Source organism: Paenibacillus sp. SAFN-054, from assembly GCF_051966755.1.
In the GTDB taxonomy this organism is placed as follows: domain Bacteria; phylum Bacillota; class Bacilli; order Paenibacillales; family Paenibacillaceae; genus Paenibacillus_AQ.
The window spans coordinates 1090543-1106997 of record NZ_JBQCKS010000001.1; the positions used below are offsets into that span (position 1 = coordinate 1090543).

The window sequence follows — 16455 nt, forward strand, 5'->3', positions numbered from 1 at the left end:
CTTGGATTGACATGATATGGAAAGGCGAGAGACAATAATGCTATAACACGCGTCACTCATGCTATGGAAAGCAGGTGCGAACATTGGAGTTAAAACAAATACAGTATTTTATGGCGATTTGTGATGAACTGCACTTCGCGAGAGCAGCTGAAAAAATGGGCGTCAGTGCGCCGAACATCAGCCAGCAGATCAGGAAATTGGAAGAGGAGTTAGGGGTTTTGTTGTTCGACCGGGTGGGGAAAACGATTGTCCTGACAGAAGCTGGGGCGATTCTTCAAGAACACAGTGCAGCCGCCTTTCAGCATCTGCAGCAAGCGAGCCACGCCATTGCGGATCTAAAGCAGATGCAGGGAGGATCCTTATCCATCGGCGTTTTGCCCGGTGATGCAGACCTCATGTTTAACTCCTTGCTCCTGGAATTCCACCAGACTTATCCCGCCATCTCATTGTTCCTCCTGGAAACCATGAAAGTCACAGAACAAGTATGTGACCGAAGCATCGATGTCGGCGTGACGATCGGGCCTGTGAATGATGAACGGCTTACATCGATCCCCCTGTTTCACGAGGAATTCTCGTTAGCTGTAAGTAAGAATGATCCTTTATCCGCGGAGAATTATATCTCCTTGAACAGGCTGCAGGACTTGAAAATGGTCACGTTTCCACCCGAGCATCAGTGCCGCAAGCTGATCGACCGATTTTGCATGAACAAAGGGTTTAAAGTACAGCCGCATATGGTGACAACAACGTTATCTTCTCTTCTCCAGATGGTACAGAGCGGAGTAGGTGCCTGTGTTCTGCCGCGCCTTCTATTGGATAATCTTCAGAATTCAGACATCAAAGTCGTCCACCTGCGGAATCCCACACCATCTCAGGATATTTGTCTGATATACCGCAGTGACAGATATGTTGGATACGCCATGCGCACTTTTATCAAGACATTGAGAGCTTACATCGAGACTGCTATCCAACAATCCAAGACTTCATAGATGAGAGCAACATCCCTTCTTATTTACACAAATCATCGCTATTTCTCAGGCAGCATATCGGCAGAAATTACAATGAACGTGGTTTGAAAACGGCTGGTTCGTTTAATACTATTGACAGATGGACCATAGACAGAAAGGAGGAGAAATCATGATGAAATTAATTGCCAAGCTGCTTGTCCATGCCGTTGTGATTACCGCACTACTGGTCGCACTATCGAATGCATCTATTGGGGCTGCGCTGATTGGTGCCTTGATTATCGGCATCGTTTCGTACCTCCTTGGTGATCTGCTGATTTTGCCGCGTACCAATAACATGGTTGCAACCCTTAGCGATGCCATATTGGTATATGCCATGCTATGGATTGTCAGCAGCTTCGCCAGTTGGACGCTGTCCTATGTGGATATGCTCATTATCGCGGTCGTTGCCGGCGTATTCGAGTTTTTCTATCATATCTGGCTGCTCAACGACCATGAACCCGTAAGACGACAACAGGCACGGTAAGAACAGGTTGATGATTAAAAGAAAGGCTCTTCTTAATTAAAAGAAGAGCCTTTTGTTATGCTGTTTATTCCTTTCAGCTTATCAGCATTTCCTCAGCGCCCAGAAGAGTACTTCAAGTCTCTTGGCGTAGGTAACGATCGAAGGAGGATCGGCAAGATCAAATCCATGGTAATTCGTCATCATATTCGTATCCACCTCAAGCTCCGCTTCCTGCAGCGGCCACGGGAGGTGGTGAATGTCTCCGACCAGGATCTCTCCCCCCGGACTTAACGTATACAAGCAGTAGCGCTCCGTTAGCCAATGTATCAGCGTTCCGGGCTGAGCATGAACTACCTGATGGCTTACCGGTCTATAGGTCCCTTTAAATATCACATCATCGGCATGGTGATGCGGGCGAACACTTACATAACGAAACGTCTCTTGATCCCCGTACCGGATCGACATCCGGGCATGATGGTACGGCAGGTGAGCGAATGTGCGCGCGCCTGCTACAGCTAGTGGGCTGGAGGCCTCCAGATTCAAAAAGAAAATCCCCGGTTTACCGTTCCGGGTTACATACGTACGGACGTTAAACTCTAAAAAATCGCCGACAAAGGGGAGGGGAGGTACGCCTCGGACACGGAGGGGTTTCAATCGAAACGGGATCAAGCTAATCCAAGGTCTGCCTTCCCAAAGCTCGAGATCCAAGCCGCGTGGTATAAGCGGGAGCAGATCATCGGTATTTACCGGCCAATGGGCGCACAACAAATCATTCCATCCCTGTTTCATCAGCCAGGGTCCTTTCGGAAGCGGGAAGGGCCGATGCTGCGTATAAGACAATATTTCTTTCGGATTCATATCTAATTGCTCCTCTCTAGCCCTTAGTGATCATGATGGTTATTATTACCCTCTTTTAAAGAAACGCTATGAAGCTGCTGTATGTAAGGTGCGAATGAGCGATTTAGACTGTATTCGACTTCTAATTTCAAAATTGATTAACTTTCTTAGGGAATGGGTAATAATCGAAGCGAGACTTACAAATCATGTCAATTTATACTATGCGAAGGAAAGGTGACACCATGAGAGGAGATCTTTTCATTATTGGGGGAAAAGAGGATAAGGAAGGGGACAAAGTCATCCTGCGTCAGTTTACCGACATTGCCGGAGGCAAGAAAGCATGTATTGGCATTTTAACCACGGCAACGCAGTTCCCCCAAGAGTTGGGCGAGGAATATCAAGAGATTTTCGAAACGCTTGGCTGCAAGGAAACGATCCTTTTTCATCTCGACAATCGTGAGTCTGCTGAAGATAAGGTTTTAATAGAAGATATCCGCCGATGCACCGGCTTGTTTATTACCGGCGGGGATCAGGTGCGCTTAACCAGCATCTTGGGCGGAACTGTTTTTTATGAAGAGATCCGAAATCGCTGGAACCATGACGGTATGGTAATTGGGGGAACGAGCGCTGGTGCAGCCGTGATGAGCTGCCACATGATTATGTCTGCTCTGGAGACGGAAGAGGAGTATATCGTGGAGATGGGAGCGGGTTTCTGCTTAATCGAAGACGTGATCATTGATCAGCATTTCTCCCAGAGAGCAAGATTTGGCAGATTAATGACAGCGATTGCTCATAATCCGCAAATCATGGGGATTGGCATCGATGAGAACACGGCCATCTGGGTGCAGGAGGAAGGGGCACACTTCGTCGTGATCGGAGAGAATCTGGTTACGGTATTCGACGGCAAAAAACTTGATTACGTGGATACGACGAACCACGGAAGCAATCAAAATATAACGGTTTCAGGCGTACGGCTTCATTCGCTCGCAGCCGGTTACATGTTTGATTTGAAGCATCGGGAACTGATGATGGATACATCCAAGGAGGAGCAGCGCCATGAAGGTGAATAAAATCAAATACTTATCGGGACCGAATCTCTATAGTCTGAAGCCGACCATGTGGGTCGAACTGGATATCGGGGAGCTTGAAAACCAACCTTCCAATGAAATACCCGGCTTTGCCGAACAACTCATATCCATCATCCCCAGCCTGCAAACGCATACATGCTCGCGGGGCTATGCAGGCGGCTTTGTAGAACGGATGCATGAAGGAACTTGGATGGGGCACATCATTGAGCATATCACGCTTGAACTGCAATCTCTGGCAGGAATTCGCGTTAAACGCGGCAAGACGATCACGGGCGAAGAACCAGGCATTTATTATGTTACGTTTGATTATAAGGAAAAGGAATCCGGCTTATATGCCTTCGAATCGGCAATTGAGATCGTCAACCGCATTCTTGCGGGACAGACCGGCTTTTCAGCTGATGCTTATGTTGCCCGGACGGCAGAACTTTACTATGCCAACAAACTGGGTCCGAGCACGGAAGCTATCTATATGCCTGTGTTGAAAGACGGATCCCGGTGGAGCAGGTTGGCAGTGACAGCACGCTGAGACTGGGAACCGGACGCCTTCAAAAGAGCGTGCAGGCAACGATCACCAGCCAGACCTCATATCTGGCTGTGGAGGACAGCTGTGATAAGGAAAAAACGAAGCTTTTATTGGAAAAAGCCGGATTATCTGTTCCCAAGGGTACGGTGATTCATCGCCGCGAACAACTGCACGAGGCTGCGCAGGAAATCGGCTTCCCACTTGTCATTAAACCGTTGAACGGTCGGCAGGGGCAAGCCGTGCTTACAAACTTGCAAACTCTGCCACAGCTTGAACAAGCATATGATTTTGCGGTATCCGAATTTCCTGAGTATACGGAATTCATCATTGAACGGTATTGCAAAGGGAATGACTACCGGTTTACGGTCGTTGGCGGCCGCTTGGCAGCTGCAAGTCTGCGTCAGCCTCCATATGTTACAGGTGACGGCACTTCTACTCTGAGAGAACTGATCGAACGGGAAAATACGAACCCGCTCCGTGGATCTGGACATGAAAAGCCTATGAGTGAGATTCCGCTCGAACAAGCAATATGCTATCTGGGGAAATCATCCATTCGATTAGAGGACATCCCCGCAGCGGGCGAACGGGTTCGCTTGATGGGCAGCGCGAATTTATCGACGGGAGGCTCTGCCGAAGACGTGACGGAATGGGTCCACCCTTCTTATGCGAAGCTCGCCGTGGAAGCTGCTCAAGCCATCGGACTGGATATCGCCGGTGTAGACATCATAAGCGAGGATGTGAGCAAGCCGCTAAGTGAAAGCTGTGCTTGTATCCTTGAAGTGAATGCCGCTCCAGGCATCCGCATGCATCACTATCCATCCCGAGGTACAAGCCGGGACGTGGGCGGTGCAATCGTTGATTACCTGTTTAAATCGAGGGAAGAAGCAGCCGTTCCATTGGTTGCCGTCACAGGAACCAACGGTAAAACCACAACCGTCCGCTTAACGGCTCACCTTCTTCGTACGCAAGGCAAAACGGTTGGCATGACCTGCTCAGACGGTGTCTGGGTCGGAGAACGATGCATTGACGAAGGAGACTGCAGCGGACCGGCGAGTGCGCGGAAGGTTCTAGCCAGCAAAGAGGTAGAGGCTGCTGTTCTGGAAACGGCTAGAGGCGGCATGATGCGTGAAGGACTGGCATTTCGCTGGTGCGATGTCGGAATCGTGACGAACGTTACGGAGGATCATTTGGGTCAAGACGGTCTCGAAACGCTAGAAGATTTGCGAAAGCTGAAACGAACGATCCCTGAAGTAGTTATCCCAGGAGGAACATGCATTTTGAATGCTGATGATGAGGGCTGCGTCGCCATGGAGGAATATACGGATGGACGCGTCGTATACTTCTCAATGAAAGATAACCATCCTGTTATCGAGAAGAGTGTACGATCGGGCGGCGAGGCTTGGTATCTGTCCGATGGCTGGATCATGTATGCGAGCAGCCAAGGGACGGTGCGTTTCGCCCGTGCAGCTGATATCCCGATTACAATCAACGGATTGGCCAAGCACAATATCGCGAACTGCATGGCAGCCTTGGCAGCAGCGCGTGCGCTGGGACAAAGTCTGAACGAGCTTCGTGAAGGTGTAATGACCTTCATGCCGTCGGCTGAACAAAGCCGCGGGCGCTTTAATATGGAATATATGGATGAACGCATTCTTATCGCAGATTATGCCCATAACCCTGCCGGCCTGACAGCCATTTTCGAGGCTGTGAATTCCATGCCGAAGCGGCGTTTGATTACTGTCGCATCAGCTCCTGGTGACCGGACGGACCGCTCCATCCGGGAAATGGGAAGCATTATTGGACAGCATACCGACCTGTTTATCCTTAAAGAAGACGATGATCGGCGTGGACGGCCAGAACTGGAAGCAATGCGTCTGCTGGAGGAGGGAGCTCTTGCTTCAGGAATGGCGCATAGCAGAATGATAAAAGCTGAAAGCGAGAAGGAATCCTATCGAATGGCGTGGGAAATGTCTGCCCCTGGAGATATGATCCTCATGTTGTATGACCAATACAACTATATTGAAGAGCTGCTGTATTTGCTGAATCGTAAGCTTCAGAACCAGGGCATATCTGATCAAGGCACTCAGGATACGGGACAAAATTCATTGTATCAGGAAGAAGCATTATATCCTTTGCATCGCGAAACAGCCGCGAGCAGCACGGATCATCACAGGCACAAACACGATACACGTGAGTTTCTTCCATATCCTTATCAAACCGTCGAGTCTTTGCAGAGAATCTCGAACGAGATGAGGGGGCTGCGGCATGAGTAATATCCTGATAAACGTAATCCGCGGTTTATATGTGGAATCCACGCATCTAGGTTCCGCGGTTGTCGTTCATGCAGACGGGAACGTCCTGTATGAAGCCGGAGATCCGCTGCTCCAAATATATACGCGGTCATGCATCAAACCTGTCCAGGCTTTGCCGATGATGCTGTCAGGAACCGCGGATCAGTTATCTTTATCACCAAGAGAGCTTGCGGTGTGCTGCGCCTCGCATAACGGCGAGAAGATGCATACCGAGGCCGTTCAAAGCATGCTGGATAAGGCGGGTTTAACGACAGATCACCTGAATTGCGGCGTTCATCCGCAATATAGCGTAGAAGCATACGAAGAGCTTTTAAGCCAAGGGGAGAAACCCGGGACTATACACAATAATTGCTCCGGCAAGCATGCCGGCATGCTGCTTGAAGCGAAGCACGGAGGCTATGATCTGGAAGGATATACCGATATTGATCATCCGCTTCAGCGTTCGGTTCTGGAAAAGCTCGCCGAGCTATCCGGCTTAGGTACTAACGAAATCCCCGCGGGTCAAGATGGCTGTGGATTGCCGACCTATCTGCTGCCGCTGGAACGGCTTGCTTATGTATATGCCCGACTGGGCAAACCCGAAGATCTGGGAGAGGGTATGGCATCCGCCATTCAACGGTTAACGGATGCGATGGTAGACTATCCGGAAATGGTCGGAGGGACGGGAGAATTTGATACGATCCTCATGCAGCAAACGCGCGGAAAAGTCATCGGAAAGATAGGTGCCGAAGGCGTGTATTGCATGGCTATTCCGGAGCGCGGTTTGGGCGTTGCTCTAAAAATTCATGACGGCAACCGACGCGCGGCGTATCCAGCGGCGATGGAAATTCTGCAGCAGCTGCAGATACTCCATCCTGAAGAAATGGAACAACTATCCGGTTTCCACAAACCGGTGCAAAAAAACCATAGAGGCGAAGAAGTCGGAAGCATTGAACCGGATTTCTGCCTGACCAAGGTACAGCGTCCTTTAATGAAGGAATACAATCGATTCTAAGTGGATGGATTCATAACCGCTCTGTTGAACATTTTGTTCAAAGAGCGGTTTTTTTGCGGAGCTGTGATCGACTGAATAAGAGAAAACGCGGCAACGCCACTGGATGGCTGCCACGTTTCCTTAAGTATGGTGTATTCTTGTTATGAATTTGAAACCAGACGATCAAGGAATCGATCGGCGTCACGATTGAACTTCCAGACGACCCCGAATGGATCAACCAGCATGCCGAAGCAGGAAGACCAGGGCATTTCCGATAAAGGCATGATAACATAACCACCTACAGACAAATTAGAAAAGTAATTTTCCATTGCCTGTTTATCGTCAATCACGATACTAATGAGTATATTGTTGCCCTGAACGAACTCACCGGTTACTGGCTTCATCGAAGGCAGAATATCCGACAACATGATTTTTCCACCGGCGAATTCCAGTGATGACTCCATAATCATATTCAACTCATGATCCGCCATCGGATGGTTCGGATCTTGTGGTAAATCTTTAAATTTCACTTTCTTGACTTGACTTGCATTTAGGGCTTTAGCATAAAACCCAATGGCCTCCTCCGCATTTCCATCAAAGTTTACATATGCAATCACTGACATAAATAAAAACCTCCTTCTTGTAATATCTGAAGTATAAGCGGTAATAGGTGACAGCATGATTGTCACCTATTGTAGCCTTGTGATATATTTTTCATGGATTATTAGAAGGCTCCACTTATTCCCTGGATGGTTTGATCATTGTCAGGAGGACCGCATGAACAAAATTGAAAGATTGATATCGATCGTCATGATCTTGCTCCAAAAGAATGTCGTGTCAGCGACTGAATTTGCTCAAACATTCAATGTGTCCAAAAGAACCATTTTACGAGATATGGAAACGCTCGGTTTGTCTAATATACCGATTTATGCTATCCATGGGGTTAATGGAGGATTCGGCATTATGGATGAATATAAAATAGACAAACGACTTTTAAGCAGCAAGGATGTAGAGAATATCTTAGCTGCCCTCGGCGGATTGGGACAAATTCTGTTTACCGGCGAAGTTGAACTGACTCTTAAAAAAATGGAATCGATGATCGGAACAAGAGCCAGGAAAGATTCCATTCGAATGTCTTTTTATGATTGGCACGGGCGTTCTGAAATGGTTGAAATCTTAAAAACTTGTCAGGAAGCCATCGTGCAGGGAAGATTACTTTCCTTCGATTATCTGGATCGCAGTGGAGTGAAGACGAATCGAATGGTCGAGCCATACCAGCTTCATTTTAATGAACAGAGTTGGTATTTGAAGGGATTTTGTTTACATCGCATGGAGTATCGGACCTTTAAATTGTCCAGAACGGATCATCTACGCATCGATAGACAATCCTTTGTCCCCAGAGATTTTAGGGCTGAACACAAACAAACGGCCGAACGGCCTGGTCAACCGAAATCAGTTACAATTAAAGCCCGGATCGCTCACAGCATCAAAGACCATTTTATCGAAAGATATGGCCAGAAAAGCATTGAAGCTTTCAACTCAGATTACTTCATAGCTACGATCGATGTGCCGCAAAATCATTTCGGGTTTCAGTTTTTGGCTGGTTTTGGAGCGGATTTGGTCATCATAGAGCCTCAAGCTTATGTTGATGATTACCGGAGGTTTCTTAACGCCATGATAACCCAATATATGTAAAAGAAAGTGCGGGTAGCAGGTTTTCACTCTTAAAAAGACAGCTCCAACGCATGCAGTCAAAGCCGTCAGCCGCCGGTAACTTCGGTCGACTGACAGCTTACACAGACCTTTTCTAATACCGGTGTCTTTTACAAGGTCTGCAAGGTCTGCATGGCTTGCAATGACGAGGAACGTGGTGACAGGGAAGTTCATGGCAGCTGCCATGTTGCTTTTTCTTACAAACTTTTTCTATAACGGGATCGAATCGAACCGTAATATATTTTTTGGATACTTCCGTTTTGACAAAACATTTCTTGAAAGACCCTGGGATGCAGCAATCATGCCTGTTTCTTCTTCTCATGGGGCACCAACTTTCTAATTGGATTGTCATTTCAAAATCAATATATGAATGGGGTAAAGGGACGGGAAGTTCGTTTGCCTACGGAATGCAAAAAGAATTGATACCCGCTAGGCACGAGACTTGTGACAGCGTCATAGAGCCTTTTTTGAATATAGTAGGACAACGCGCACTCGCTAACATGCAAGGCATCATATCATGTAACATCTATATAGATGGAACCATTTCCGGAATGGAAATCGACTTGAGGAGGGATTAATCAATGCTTAAAAGCACTGAAAGAATTCTGCACGCAAAGCTTGGCCATACGTTACGTACCAATCGCTGCAAAAGCGCCATAAAACGCACAACCGAAAGAGTGCTGGGACAACGTGTTCAAGTACGAGAGTTTTCAGGAAAACAAAAATACTATATTTATACACCGGATTCCATCATTATCGTCCTGGTCTTAGTGATTATTGTCGTTCCCCGGAATTGCCCTCCAAGTAAACAGGAATGTTGCTGCTGTTAGATTTGTAATCGATGTGCCGGGGTCCTCCTCTTTGCATGATTTCAAATGAAAAAGCCTGCGATGTGCTAAACAAGCACTTTGCAGGCTTTTTTGGTTTGCTTCAGAGAGGCATCCTAAACAGTGTCATTTTTTGAAATGATTCAAAGTTATGATAAATCCATCAAGCAACAAGGTAATTGCCAGACAAAGCAAACAATTTGAGGAGGAAAACAGATGAATAAAATGGTCGGGTTGGAAGCAGCAAAAAAAGTAAAAACGAGGCCTCAAGCGAGAGTGGTAGCTTACTGGTCAGTCACATTATTTTTGGCGGCAGCTCTGGTGTTAAGTGGGATCGGGCAATTAATGAAACTGGGAGGGAACATCGAGTTAGTGACGAATCTGGGCTACCCCTTATACATTATGACTATTTTGGGGATCTGGAAAATACTTGGAGTCATCGCTATCGTCGTTCCAGGCTTTCCAAGGCTTAAAGAGTGGGCACACGCGGGTATCTTCTTTCTAATGACGGGCGCAGCATTATCTCATGGATTAGCCGACGACTTTGGAGATTATGGATTTAATCTCATCCTCCCGCTTTTATATGCCGCACTGAATATCTCCTCCTGGGCATTACGGCCAAAGAACCGCAAGCTTTAAAAGAAAAACCCCCTTCTCCCACGCCATAGGATTTCTCATCCTGGAAGTGACTATGGGGGAGAAGGGGGTATGAAATAGGAACCTGTTGAGGTATGACACGATCGCCCTAATCGCAAAAAGGAGGATTTACTATGATTATCCTATCCGTTATTTTACAAAGTTTTCTGCTCGTAACCATGACTTTTGCCGGCAGCAGCAAGCTGGCTGGAGGGAAAAATTTCGTTGAAATGTTCGAGTCGCTTAAGCTGCCCCAATGGTTTCGAGTGGTTACCGGAATCGTTCAATTGGCGGGCGCTGTCGGGCTTCTCCTTGGATACTGGCATCTGGAGGCTGCCACTTGGGCAGGAATTTGGATCGGCATCACGATGATAGTAGCCTGCCTCTTACATCTAAGAATCAAGCATCCTTTCAGTCAATGGATGCCGTCCATCATCATAACACTGATTGCAGCTGCTCTGGTACTCGTGAATCAATTCGTATAATCGACGAAGAACGCTTTACTGATCATTAGCCCAGGAATGCAATGGAACGCTTCACTTTCTTTGCAAATGCAATGGGATCATCGATGGACTCCCAGTGAACATACATCAAGCGGGGATTCTCAAACAGCCAGTGATTGTGGACGGCCGTTACCTTAATACCGTTTTTGCGGAGGTTTGTCAGCAATCGATTGACCTGACCTTGGAAGAGAGCCGTTTCTCCCAAACAGAGTGCACGGCCTGAGCTGTTCAGGGACTCAAATGAGAATAATTGATACCGGATCAAGGGCGAAGTGGTACGTCTTCCTAAGATAGATGCATTAATTCTTCGATTTCTGGAGACAAAACAGACCGGGCCCTTTGTAATTTCATGCTCCGTTCCGCCTAAAATCGTTGAGAATTCGTTACACAATTTTCTAAAGCGGGGACTTACTTTAACTTGCTCCATACGAAACCATCCTCTCATATGATGATATAAATCAAAGGTTGACGTGCTGGCGGCGGCATTATCCTAAGAATTTAATGGATTCTTTTGTTTTTCTTGCAAATGCAACGGGATTGTCAATAGATTCCCAATGCATATACATTAGGCGAGGTTGTTCTTTCAGCCAGTGATTATGAACCGCCGTTACTTTAATCCCGCGTTTACGCAGATTCGACATCAACCGATTAACCTGGTTTTGATGGACGGCCGTCTCTCCCAGACATAGCGCGCGGCCCGACTTATCCAGTGATTCGAATGAAAACATTTGCATTTGAACCAAAGGGGAGCGCGTTCTTTTACCCAGGATGGTCTCTCTTAAATTGGTCATGCGCGTGACGAAGCAAACCGGACCTGCTTCGATTTCCGATTCGCCTCCGAGTATTTTTCCAAATTGCATACAAAGCTTTTTGAATTGCGGGCTCGCTTTTACTTGTTCAGCCATTCGTAGTCCTCCTCTTAATCAAGTTCCTGGTATTCTATGATGACAAGAGAGACTTGTATTGGACCGATATCTTTTAAATGAGAAAATAGGTTAGCTTGAAATTATCGAATAAATCTCACCGAAAACCAAGTGATCCTGTAGTATAATGAAATCACTTGAAGCTGTAGGGGGATCAAATTCTATGTTTGGCACCGAGATCAGCATTATGGATTCTTTAACGGAGCAAAACATCGAGCTCTTCTTGGAGCGCTTCCGCTCACTGGGACCGCTGCCTGGCGTACTGCTAACCTTTATGAAATCATTTGTTCCACCACTGCCTACCCTGGTGATCGTCGGCGCCAACGCTGCCATCTATGGCTTGTGGCTTGGGTTTTTATATTCGTGGATCGGCCTCGTAACGGGCAGCTTGCTAACGTTCTGGCTGATTCGCAAAGCTTCGGACACACCTTTTATTCAGCGCTGGGCGGTTAAGCCCAAAGTGCGTAAGGCCATGGTATGGGCGCAGAGAAACGGATTTAGCTTTGTATTCCTGTTAAGCATGCTCCCGATCGGACCGTTCGTCGTTATTAACATGGCCGCGGGGTTGACGCGAATGAGGGCGGGATCCTTTGCGGCAGCCGTAGCTCTAGGCAAAGGAGTCATGGTATTCTGCGTATCCTATATCGGAACGCATCTGTCCGATTTTATCGAGCAGCCTGCCAAGTTTATCGGTGTGGCCTTGTTTATTGCAGCATCCTTATGGTTAAATCAGAGATTACAGGCATACTTTACGTCCGCGGCGGCTGTGGCACCCGAGCCCGCAGATACTATGGAGTAGCGGTGAAAACCTGGAATTAGAGTGTACGCTTAAATGACAAAGAGCCGCAGATATGCGGCTCTTTGTCGTTCCAATTTAGAACATACTATTTACGAATATTGAAGCCAAGAAAAGCTTTTGAGTTGAAATCGAACACGGCTGTCAATGGTCCCAGCAGCTCGTCTTGGTCTGTGTTGTACGTAATCGTTACAACATTACCGTTTGCAGCCTGAACGTCTTCGAGCCGTTTCTTCTGCTCGGCAGAGTGGGCTAATACGCTAACCTCTTTAGAGGATACGATGTGAACAGCAGCTTCATCTTGTTTCGTCGTAATATGGGAAATTTGTGCGCTCACTTGCGCCCATGCCAGATTGCGGTATTCCTGCGCTGCCTCTGGCGTCATTTTCAGTCCGCCAGTCACAGGCTCTTGTGCCTGAACAACCAGCAGGAACACGGGACTTTGAGGAGGAAGGCTCTTCGTCTCGATTGGACCATAATAGGCTTTTACTTTCGTACCGGTCTTCAGGTCCTCCCAATTCACGGGCTCGCCTTGGGATGTCATCACGCGTGTTTCCTTGCCGGCGTTCAGTATCAACGCGTCGCCTAATTGAACTTGCCAGCCGTCATCCGTGTGTTTCACGGATTTGATTGTATCTTCTTTAACCACACGATTCGCGTGAACGTTAATGCCTACAGCATGCGCCTGGCCTGGATAGCTCATGGCCATGGCGGGTCCGAACTCGGCATCGATTTGCGTACCGGCTTTCAAGTCGGCAGGGGAAAGAGTCTTGCCGTCTAGACTTTGAATAGTCGTCGTTTTGTCTACATTCAAAATAACCCAGGTGCTTCCAAGCAATTCAATCCGGTAGTTCCCGTTTTCTTGAGCCTGGACGCTTACGACCACCCCGGAGGCACGCATCAGGTCGGCCGTTTCGTCAAGCTCGATTTCCTTATTCTCTTTATCGTAATTCAGAGTATATCCCAGCTGTGTGGCAGCATCGCGCACCCGGATATAGGCCTCCCCATTGATATAAACAGGATTAAGCTGGCTGTCTTGTCCATTCACTATAACTTTTACTTCTTTTTGTAAGTATCCCGTAACCTTTTCTACTAAATCTTCAGCTCCGACCACGGCCGTTGTGCCGAGTGCCCCAGCCAAAGTTAACAATACGGTCAGTTTCTTTTTCATGCAAAAATCTCCTTCCGATTCTGAGATTGAATGAGCGTCAATGACGTTGACAATCCATCAGACGGAAGTTTCTTCGAATAGGTTGCAGATGTCGAAAGATCGTGAGGATAAGAGGAATGTGGGAGGTCACCGTTTTCTTGCTTTAATGACAAATGTTACAGGAAGCATCTTCGCTTTTTGGGCAAAATCGCTGTTATTGTCCCGCGTCATGTCCTCATCGGATTCCTCAATCATTTGTTCAATGACAAATCCCGCTTTTGCCAGCGCATTCACATAGGTAGATAGTTTACGGTCCGATAAGGATAGGGTACTTTCACCAAGGGATACCGAATACCATGATTCATCAAAGTAACATTTTTTAAAAATAAGCGAATGATCATCAGCAGCAACACATTTGTGTATAGGATGAGACCAACTGAAAATAAATACGCCGTCTTTTTTGAGATAAGAAGCGATTCGGCGAAACGTCCCCTCAAGATCCGTGGTCCAGCCTATGGCATAAACCGAATAGACGAAGTCAAAGTAATTCTCCGGTATGCCGCATTCATCTTCCATGGGGGAACAGATCAATGTTGCTGAAAGACCGCAAGACGTCAAATGTTGTTCGGTCTTCTCGAGTTGTTTCTCTGATATATCGATCCCCCAAAGCTCGGATGCCTGACGCTCCCCCAGATATTGCAAGGATTCACCGCTTCCGCAGCCGATTTCCAGCACCCTTTGTCCAGAGACATCGCCAAAAAGCTGGCATTTTTCTTCAGACACGAATGTTCCATACAAAGGAAGCGAGGTTGCCCCTAAGATTTCATTTCCTTTCGTATCCCAAAAGCTGCTGTTGGTAGTATGTATAGAATTCTTGTCCATCTCGACCGTGACGGCGACGCCAACCTCGCCTGCACCTATAATGTTCGTTCTATTCGAATGATTGTCCATGCAGATTCCCTCCAAAATATTAGGCTAAGATAAGCTCAAGATAATGTACCATTAAATTACAAGCTTTTCTACCTAAAATATCCCATTTCGCTACTATGATCAAACGTCATCGCAACCGATGAAGGGGTGCTGGTCCAAATCATGCATAAAACAGCATCAAAGGAAAAAGCCGTACAATGGGTATTAAGCGACATCGGAGTTACATCAGAGAATGTCATGGTATTCTGTTTTCCTACAAAAGGCTTATCAGCCTGTGACTCCCGATGACTTGAAACTAACGACGCAACCCTTCAATTTAACCAAGCCGATTATTTCGGACGGCCACATGGAGCATGCGTTACTGCGCGAGATCGGTAAGGATCCCGTATGGCTGGAAAATGAAATACGGCCGCATGTAATAAAAAACGTCATTTTAGCGACAGTGGATCGTAAGCTATCTGTACAGGTGCATGCGATTCGGGAACCAAAGACCCTCTAACGAGCGTTAAAAGCAAAGGACTTGAAGGCATAGGTCGATGAGATAAATATATAGCCACCAAGTATTGGGTTGCTCACCAATCCCGGCAACAACATAGGGGAGGTCAGCCAGCAAGTTCCGGTGACCTCCCCATACATTCAGGCAAGTAGATATTATGTCATGTGCGAATGACCGACGAGTTCTAATGCTACCACATCACCCGCAAATCCACGCAGACTAACCGTCTACGCGAAGCGAAAGCAAATGTTTCAGGTTATCATCTATAAATTGATTATCTACACTGTTAAGACCGCGGCCCGCAAAATGGCCCCAGTTCGACTGGATCGGATGAAATGCTGCATTTGGCATAAGCTTCGCTTCATATTCATTATCGTCCGCCGGGCAGAAGAGATCCGTGCTTCCCGGCATGATGCAGGCCCGTGCTTGAATGCTCTTAAGCGCCTTTTCGAAATCTCCGTTATAATCGGGGTTTGCACTGATATCTGCATGCTGACCCGTCGATAACATGGCCAGGACGTTGTGCGGATCCATCTGCATAAAACTGTTTTCCCAAACGGAAACCATAAATTCTGCCAATGAGTCAAATCCAAGCTCCCGATAAAGTTCCTCTCTGTAAAACGCCGGCGATACGCCCCATCCCGCATAGACTCGGCCAACGGCGCGCATGTCTTCAGAAGTCAACTGGTCCAGTTTGCTTGAATCGAACCGAACTGCAGCCATGAGCGGAGCTTTCATTCCTTCCAGGACGACATATGTCTGTGGCCAAGTCTTGGCTACACCCGCGAAAGGCGCGATTCGCTCCACCATGTCCGGATAACTCGCCCCCCATTGAAATGCTTGTATGCCTCCCATAGACCATCCAACCACGAGTGCGATCTTTTGAATGCCGAATCTTTCGGTCACCAAACGATGCTGGAACGTAACGTTATCATAGATGGTTACCTGCGGAAAGTTAGCCTTGTCGAAAGGGGGCGGCGTATTCGTCGGAGAGGAGGATAATCCGTTGCCCAGCAGATTAGGAACGATAATGAAGTATTTATCCGGATCCAGGGCTAACCCTTTTTTAATCAACCACTCATTTTGCATATGCTGATCGCCAAAAGCGGTTGGATAGACGATGACATTATCTTTCTTTTCGTTCAATCTTCCATAAGTCTTATAGGCAAGAAAAGCGCTCGGTAGTGTCACTCCTGACTGAAAGGTTACGTCACCCAAATCAAAAATCTCGTAATCCATCGAAGATTGCTCCTTTCAAAATGAAAACATGTATTTAGAATG

General features: G+C 47.2%; 18 protein-coding genes. 11 read left to right on the forward strand and 7 right to left on the reverse strand.

Annotation, left to right across the window (positions count from 1 at the left end):
* Positions 1-83: 83 nt before the first annotated feature.
* Both ACTHPM_RS05120 and ACTHPM_RS05125 read left to right on the forward strand, forming a co-directional pair.
* Positions 84-986, forward strand: coding sequence for a LysR family transcriptional regulator (locus ACTHPM_RS05120; RefSeq protein WP_440394111.1), 903 nt, complete (start codon positions 84-86; stop codon positions 984-986).
* A gap of 148 nt (positions 987-1134) precedes the next feature.
* Entirely contained in the window at positions 1135-1488 is a 354-nt protein-coding gene (locus tag ACTHPM_RS05125; protein WP_440394112.1) for a DUF2512 family protein, read from the forward strand.
* Between the two features lie 81 nt (positions 1489-1569).
* On the opposite strand, the gene ACTHPM_RS05130 is transcribed toward ACTHPM_RS05125, so the two are convergent.
* Complete coding sequence (locus ACTHPM_RS05130) at positions 1570-2325, reverse strand: YqjF family protein (protein ID WP_440394113.1); 756 nt, start codon at positions 2323-2325, stop codon at positions 1570-1572.
* 221 nt (positions 2326-2546) lie between these two features.
* Here ACTHPM_RS05130 and ACTHPM_RS05135 point away from each other — a divergent pair, with 221 nt between their 5' ends.
* From ACTHPM_RS05135 to ACTHPM_RS05150, 4 genes are read left to right on the forward strand one after another with little or no spacing between them, the layout of a single operon-like run.
* Complete coding sequence (locus ACTHPM_RS05135) at positions 2547-3374, forward strand: cyanophycinase (protein ID WP_440394114.1); 828 nt, start codon at positions 2547-2549, stop codon at positions 3372-3374.
* Positions 3361-3918, forward strand: coding sequence for a cyanophycin synthetase family protein (locus ACTHPM_RS05140; protein ID WP_440394115.1), 558 nt, complete (start codon positions 3361-3363; stop codon positions 3916-3918). Before ACTHPM_RS05135 ends, ACTHPM_RS05140 begins: the two co-directional genes overlap by 14 nt.
* A complete protein-coding gene (gene cphA / locus ACTHPM_RS05145; protein WP_440394116.1) occupies positions 3888-6188 on the forward strand; it encodes a cyanophycin synthetase in 2301 nt (766 codons plus the stop codon). Before ACTHPM_RS05140 ends, cphA begins: the two co-directional genes overlap by 31 nt.
* Positions 6181-7221, forward strand: coding sequence for an asparaginase (locus ACTHPM_RS05150; protein WP_440394117.1), 1041 nt, complete (start codon positions 6181-6183; stop codon positions 7219-7221). Before cphA ends, ACTHPM_RS05150 begins: the two co-directional genes overlap by 8 nt.
* A 140-nt stretch (positions 7222-7361) precedes the next feature.
* On the opposite strand, the gene ACTHPM_RS05155 is transcribed toward ACTHPM_RS05150, so the two are convergent.
* Entirely contained in the window at positions 7362-7823 is a 462-nt protein-coding gene (locus ACTHPM_RS05155) for a VOC family protein (protein WP_440394118.1), read from the reverse strand.
* 154 nt (positions 7824-7977) lie between these two features.
* Between ACTHPM_RS05155 and ACTHPM_RS05160 the strand changes: the two genes are divergently transcribed.
* The 3 genes from ACTHPM_RS05160 to ACTHPM_RS05170 all read left to right on the forward strand — a co-directional run bounded on the left by ACTHPM_RS05160 (position 7978) and on the right by ACTHPM_RS05170 (position 10861).
* Positions 7978-8895, forward strand: a complete 918-nt coding sequence (locus ACTHPM_RS05160; protein WP_440394119.1) for a helix-turn-helix transcriptional regulator — start codon at positions 7978-7980, stop codon at positions 8893-8895.
* Positions 8896-9965: 1070 nt separating this feature from the next.
* Positions 9966-10379: a DoxX family protein gene (locus ACTHPM_RS05165; protein WP_440395359.1), complete on the forward strand. Its 414-nt coding sequence runs from the start codon at positions 9966-9968 to the stop codon at positions 10377-10379.
* A 131-nt stretch (positions 10380-10510) separates the two neighbouring features.
* Positions 10511-10861 carry a DoxX family protein gene (locus ACTHPM_RS05170; RefSeq protein WP_440394121.1) on the forward strand — a complete coding sequence of 117 codons (351 nt, stop codon included), beginning with the start codon at positions 10511-10513 and terminating at the stop codon, positions 10859-10861.
* Between the two features lie 25 nt (positions 10862-10886).
* On the opposite strand, the gene ACTHPM_RS05175 is transcribed toward ACTHPM_RS05170, so the two are convergent.
* Positions 10887-11306: a DUF1259 domain-containing protein gene (locus tag ACTHPM_RS05175; RefSeq protein ID WP_440394122.1), complete on the reverse strand. Its 420-nt coding sequence runs from the start codon at positions 11304-11306 to the stop codon at positions 10887-10889.
* 58 nt (positions 11307-11364) lie between these two features.
* Positions 11365-11784 (reverse strand): DUF1259 domain-containing protein, encoded by a 420-nt coding sequence (locus ACTHPM_RS05180; protein WP_440394123.1) that lies wholly within the window; start codon positions 11782-11784, stop codon positions 11365-11367.
* A 181-nt stretch (positions 11785-11965) separates the two neighbouring features.
* On the opposite strand from ACTHPM_RS05180, the gene ACTHPM_RS05185 reads away from it, so the two are divergent.
* Complete coding sequence (locus tag ACTHPM_RS05185) at positions 11966-12601, forward strand: TVP38/TMEM64 family protein (protein WP_440394124.1); 636 nt, start codon at positions 11966-11968, stop codon at positions 12599-12601.
* Positions 12602-12686: 85 nt separating this feature from the next.
* On the opposite strand, the gene ACTHPM_RS05190 is transcribed toward ACTHPM_RS05185, so the two are convergent.
* Both ACTHPM_RS05190 and ACTHPM_RS05195 read right to left on the reverse strand, forming a co-directional pair.
* Entirely contained in the window at positions 12687-13769 is a 1083-nt protein-coding gene (locus tag ACTHPM_RS05190) for a hypothetical protein (RefSeq protein WP_440394125.1), read from the reverse strand.
* Between the two features lie 126 nt (positions 13770-13895).
* Positions 13896-14699, reverse strand: a complete 804-nt coding sequence (locus tag ACTHPM_RS05195) for a class I SAM-dependent methyltransferase (protein ID WP_440394126.1) — start codon at positions 14697-14699, stop codon at positions 13896-13898.
* 211 nt (positions 14700-14910) lie between these two features.
* Between ACTHPM_RS05195 and ACTHPM_RS05200 the strand changes: the two genes are divergently transcribed.
* Entirely contained in the window at positions 14911-15177 is a 267-nt protein-coding gene (locus tag ACTHPM_RS05200; RefSeq protein ID WP_440394127.1) for a YetF domain-containing protein, read from the forward strand.
* Positions 15178-15393: 216 nt separating this feature from the next.
* Here ACTHPM_RS05200 and ACTHPM_RS05205 read toward each other — a convergent pair whose 3' ends face one another.
* Positions 15394-16413 carry an alpha/beta fold hydrolase gene (locus tag ACTHPM_RS05205; RefSeq protein WP_440394128.1) on the reverse strand — a complete coding sequence of 340 codons (1020 nt, stop codon included), beginning with the start codon at positions 16411-16413 and terminating at the stop codon, positions 15394-15396.
* Between the last annotated feature and the right edge of the window lie 42 nt (positions 16414-16455).

Excerpts from the sequence above, each read along its gene's own strand:
- ACTHPM_RS05125 (WP_440394112.1), top strand. The coding sequence starts at position 1,135 with ATGATGAAATTAATTGCCAAGCTGCTTGTCCATGCCGTTGTGATTACC.
- ACTHPM_RS05130 (WP_440394113.1), bottom strand. The coding sequence starts at position 2,325 with ATGAATCCGAAAGAAATATTGTCTTATACGCAGCATCGGCCCTTCCCG.
- ACTHPM_RS05195 (WP_440394126.1), bottom strand. The coding sequence starts at position 14,699 with ATGGACAATCATTCGAATAGAACGAACATTATAGGTGCAGGCGAGGTT.
- ACTHPM_RS05185 (WP_440394124.1), top strand. The coding sequence starts at position 11,966 with ATGTTTGGCACCGAGATCAGCATTATGGATTCTTTAACGGAGCAAAAC.
- ACTHPM_RS05205 (WP_440394128.1), bottom strand. The coding sequence starts at position 16,413 with ATGGATTACGAGATTTTTGATTTGGGTGACGTAACCTTTCAGTCAGGA.
- ACTHPM_RS05180 (WP_440394123.1), bottom strand. The coding sequence starts at position 11,784 with ATGGCTGAACAAGTAAAAGCGAGCCCGCAATTCAAAAAGCTTTGTATG.
- ACTHPM_RS05140 (WP_440394115.1), top strand. The coding sequence starts at position 3,361 with ATGAAGGTGAATAAAATCAAATACTTATCGGGACCGAATCTCTATAGT.
- ACTHPM_RS05150 (WP_440394117.1), top strand. The coding sequence starts at position 6,181 with ATGAGTAATATCCTGATAAACGTAATCCGCGGTTTATATGTGGAATCC.
- ACTHPM_RS05165 (WP_440395359.1), top strand. The coding sequence starts at position 9,966 with ATGGTCGGGTTGGAAGCAGCAAAAAAAGTAAAAACGAGGCCTCAAGCG.
- ACTHPM_RS05160 (WP_440394119.1), top strand. The coding sequence starts at position 7,978 with ATGAACAAAATTGAAAGATTGATATCGATCGTCATGATCTTGCTCCAA.
- ACTHPM_RS05175 (WP_440394122.1), bottom strand. The coding sequence starts at position 11,306 with ATGGAGCAAGTTAAAGTAAGTCCCCGCTTTAGAAAATTGTGTAACGAA.
- ACTHPM_RS05170 (WP_440394121.1), top strand. The coding sequence starts at position 10,511 with ATGATTATCCTATCCGTTATTTTACAAAGTTTTCTGCTCGTAACCATG.
- ACTHPM_RS05190 (WP_440394125.1), bottom strand. The coding sequence starts at position 13,769 with ATGAAAAAGAAACTGACCGTATTGTTAACTTTGGCTGGGGCACTCGGC.
- ACTHPM_RS05200 (WP_440394127.1), top strand. The coding sequence starts at position 14,911 with ATGTCATGGTATTCTGTTTTCCTACAAAAGGCTTATCAGCCTGTGACT.
- ACTHPM_RS05155 (WP_440394118.1), bottom strand. The coding sequence starts at position 7,823 with ATGTCAGTGATTGCATATGTAAACTTTGATGGAAATGCGGAGGAGGCC.
- ACTHPM_RS05135 (WP_440394114.1), top strand. The coding sequence starts at position 2,547 with ATGAGAGGAGATCTTTTCATTATTGGGGGAAAAGAGGATAAGGAAGGG.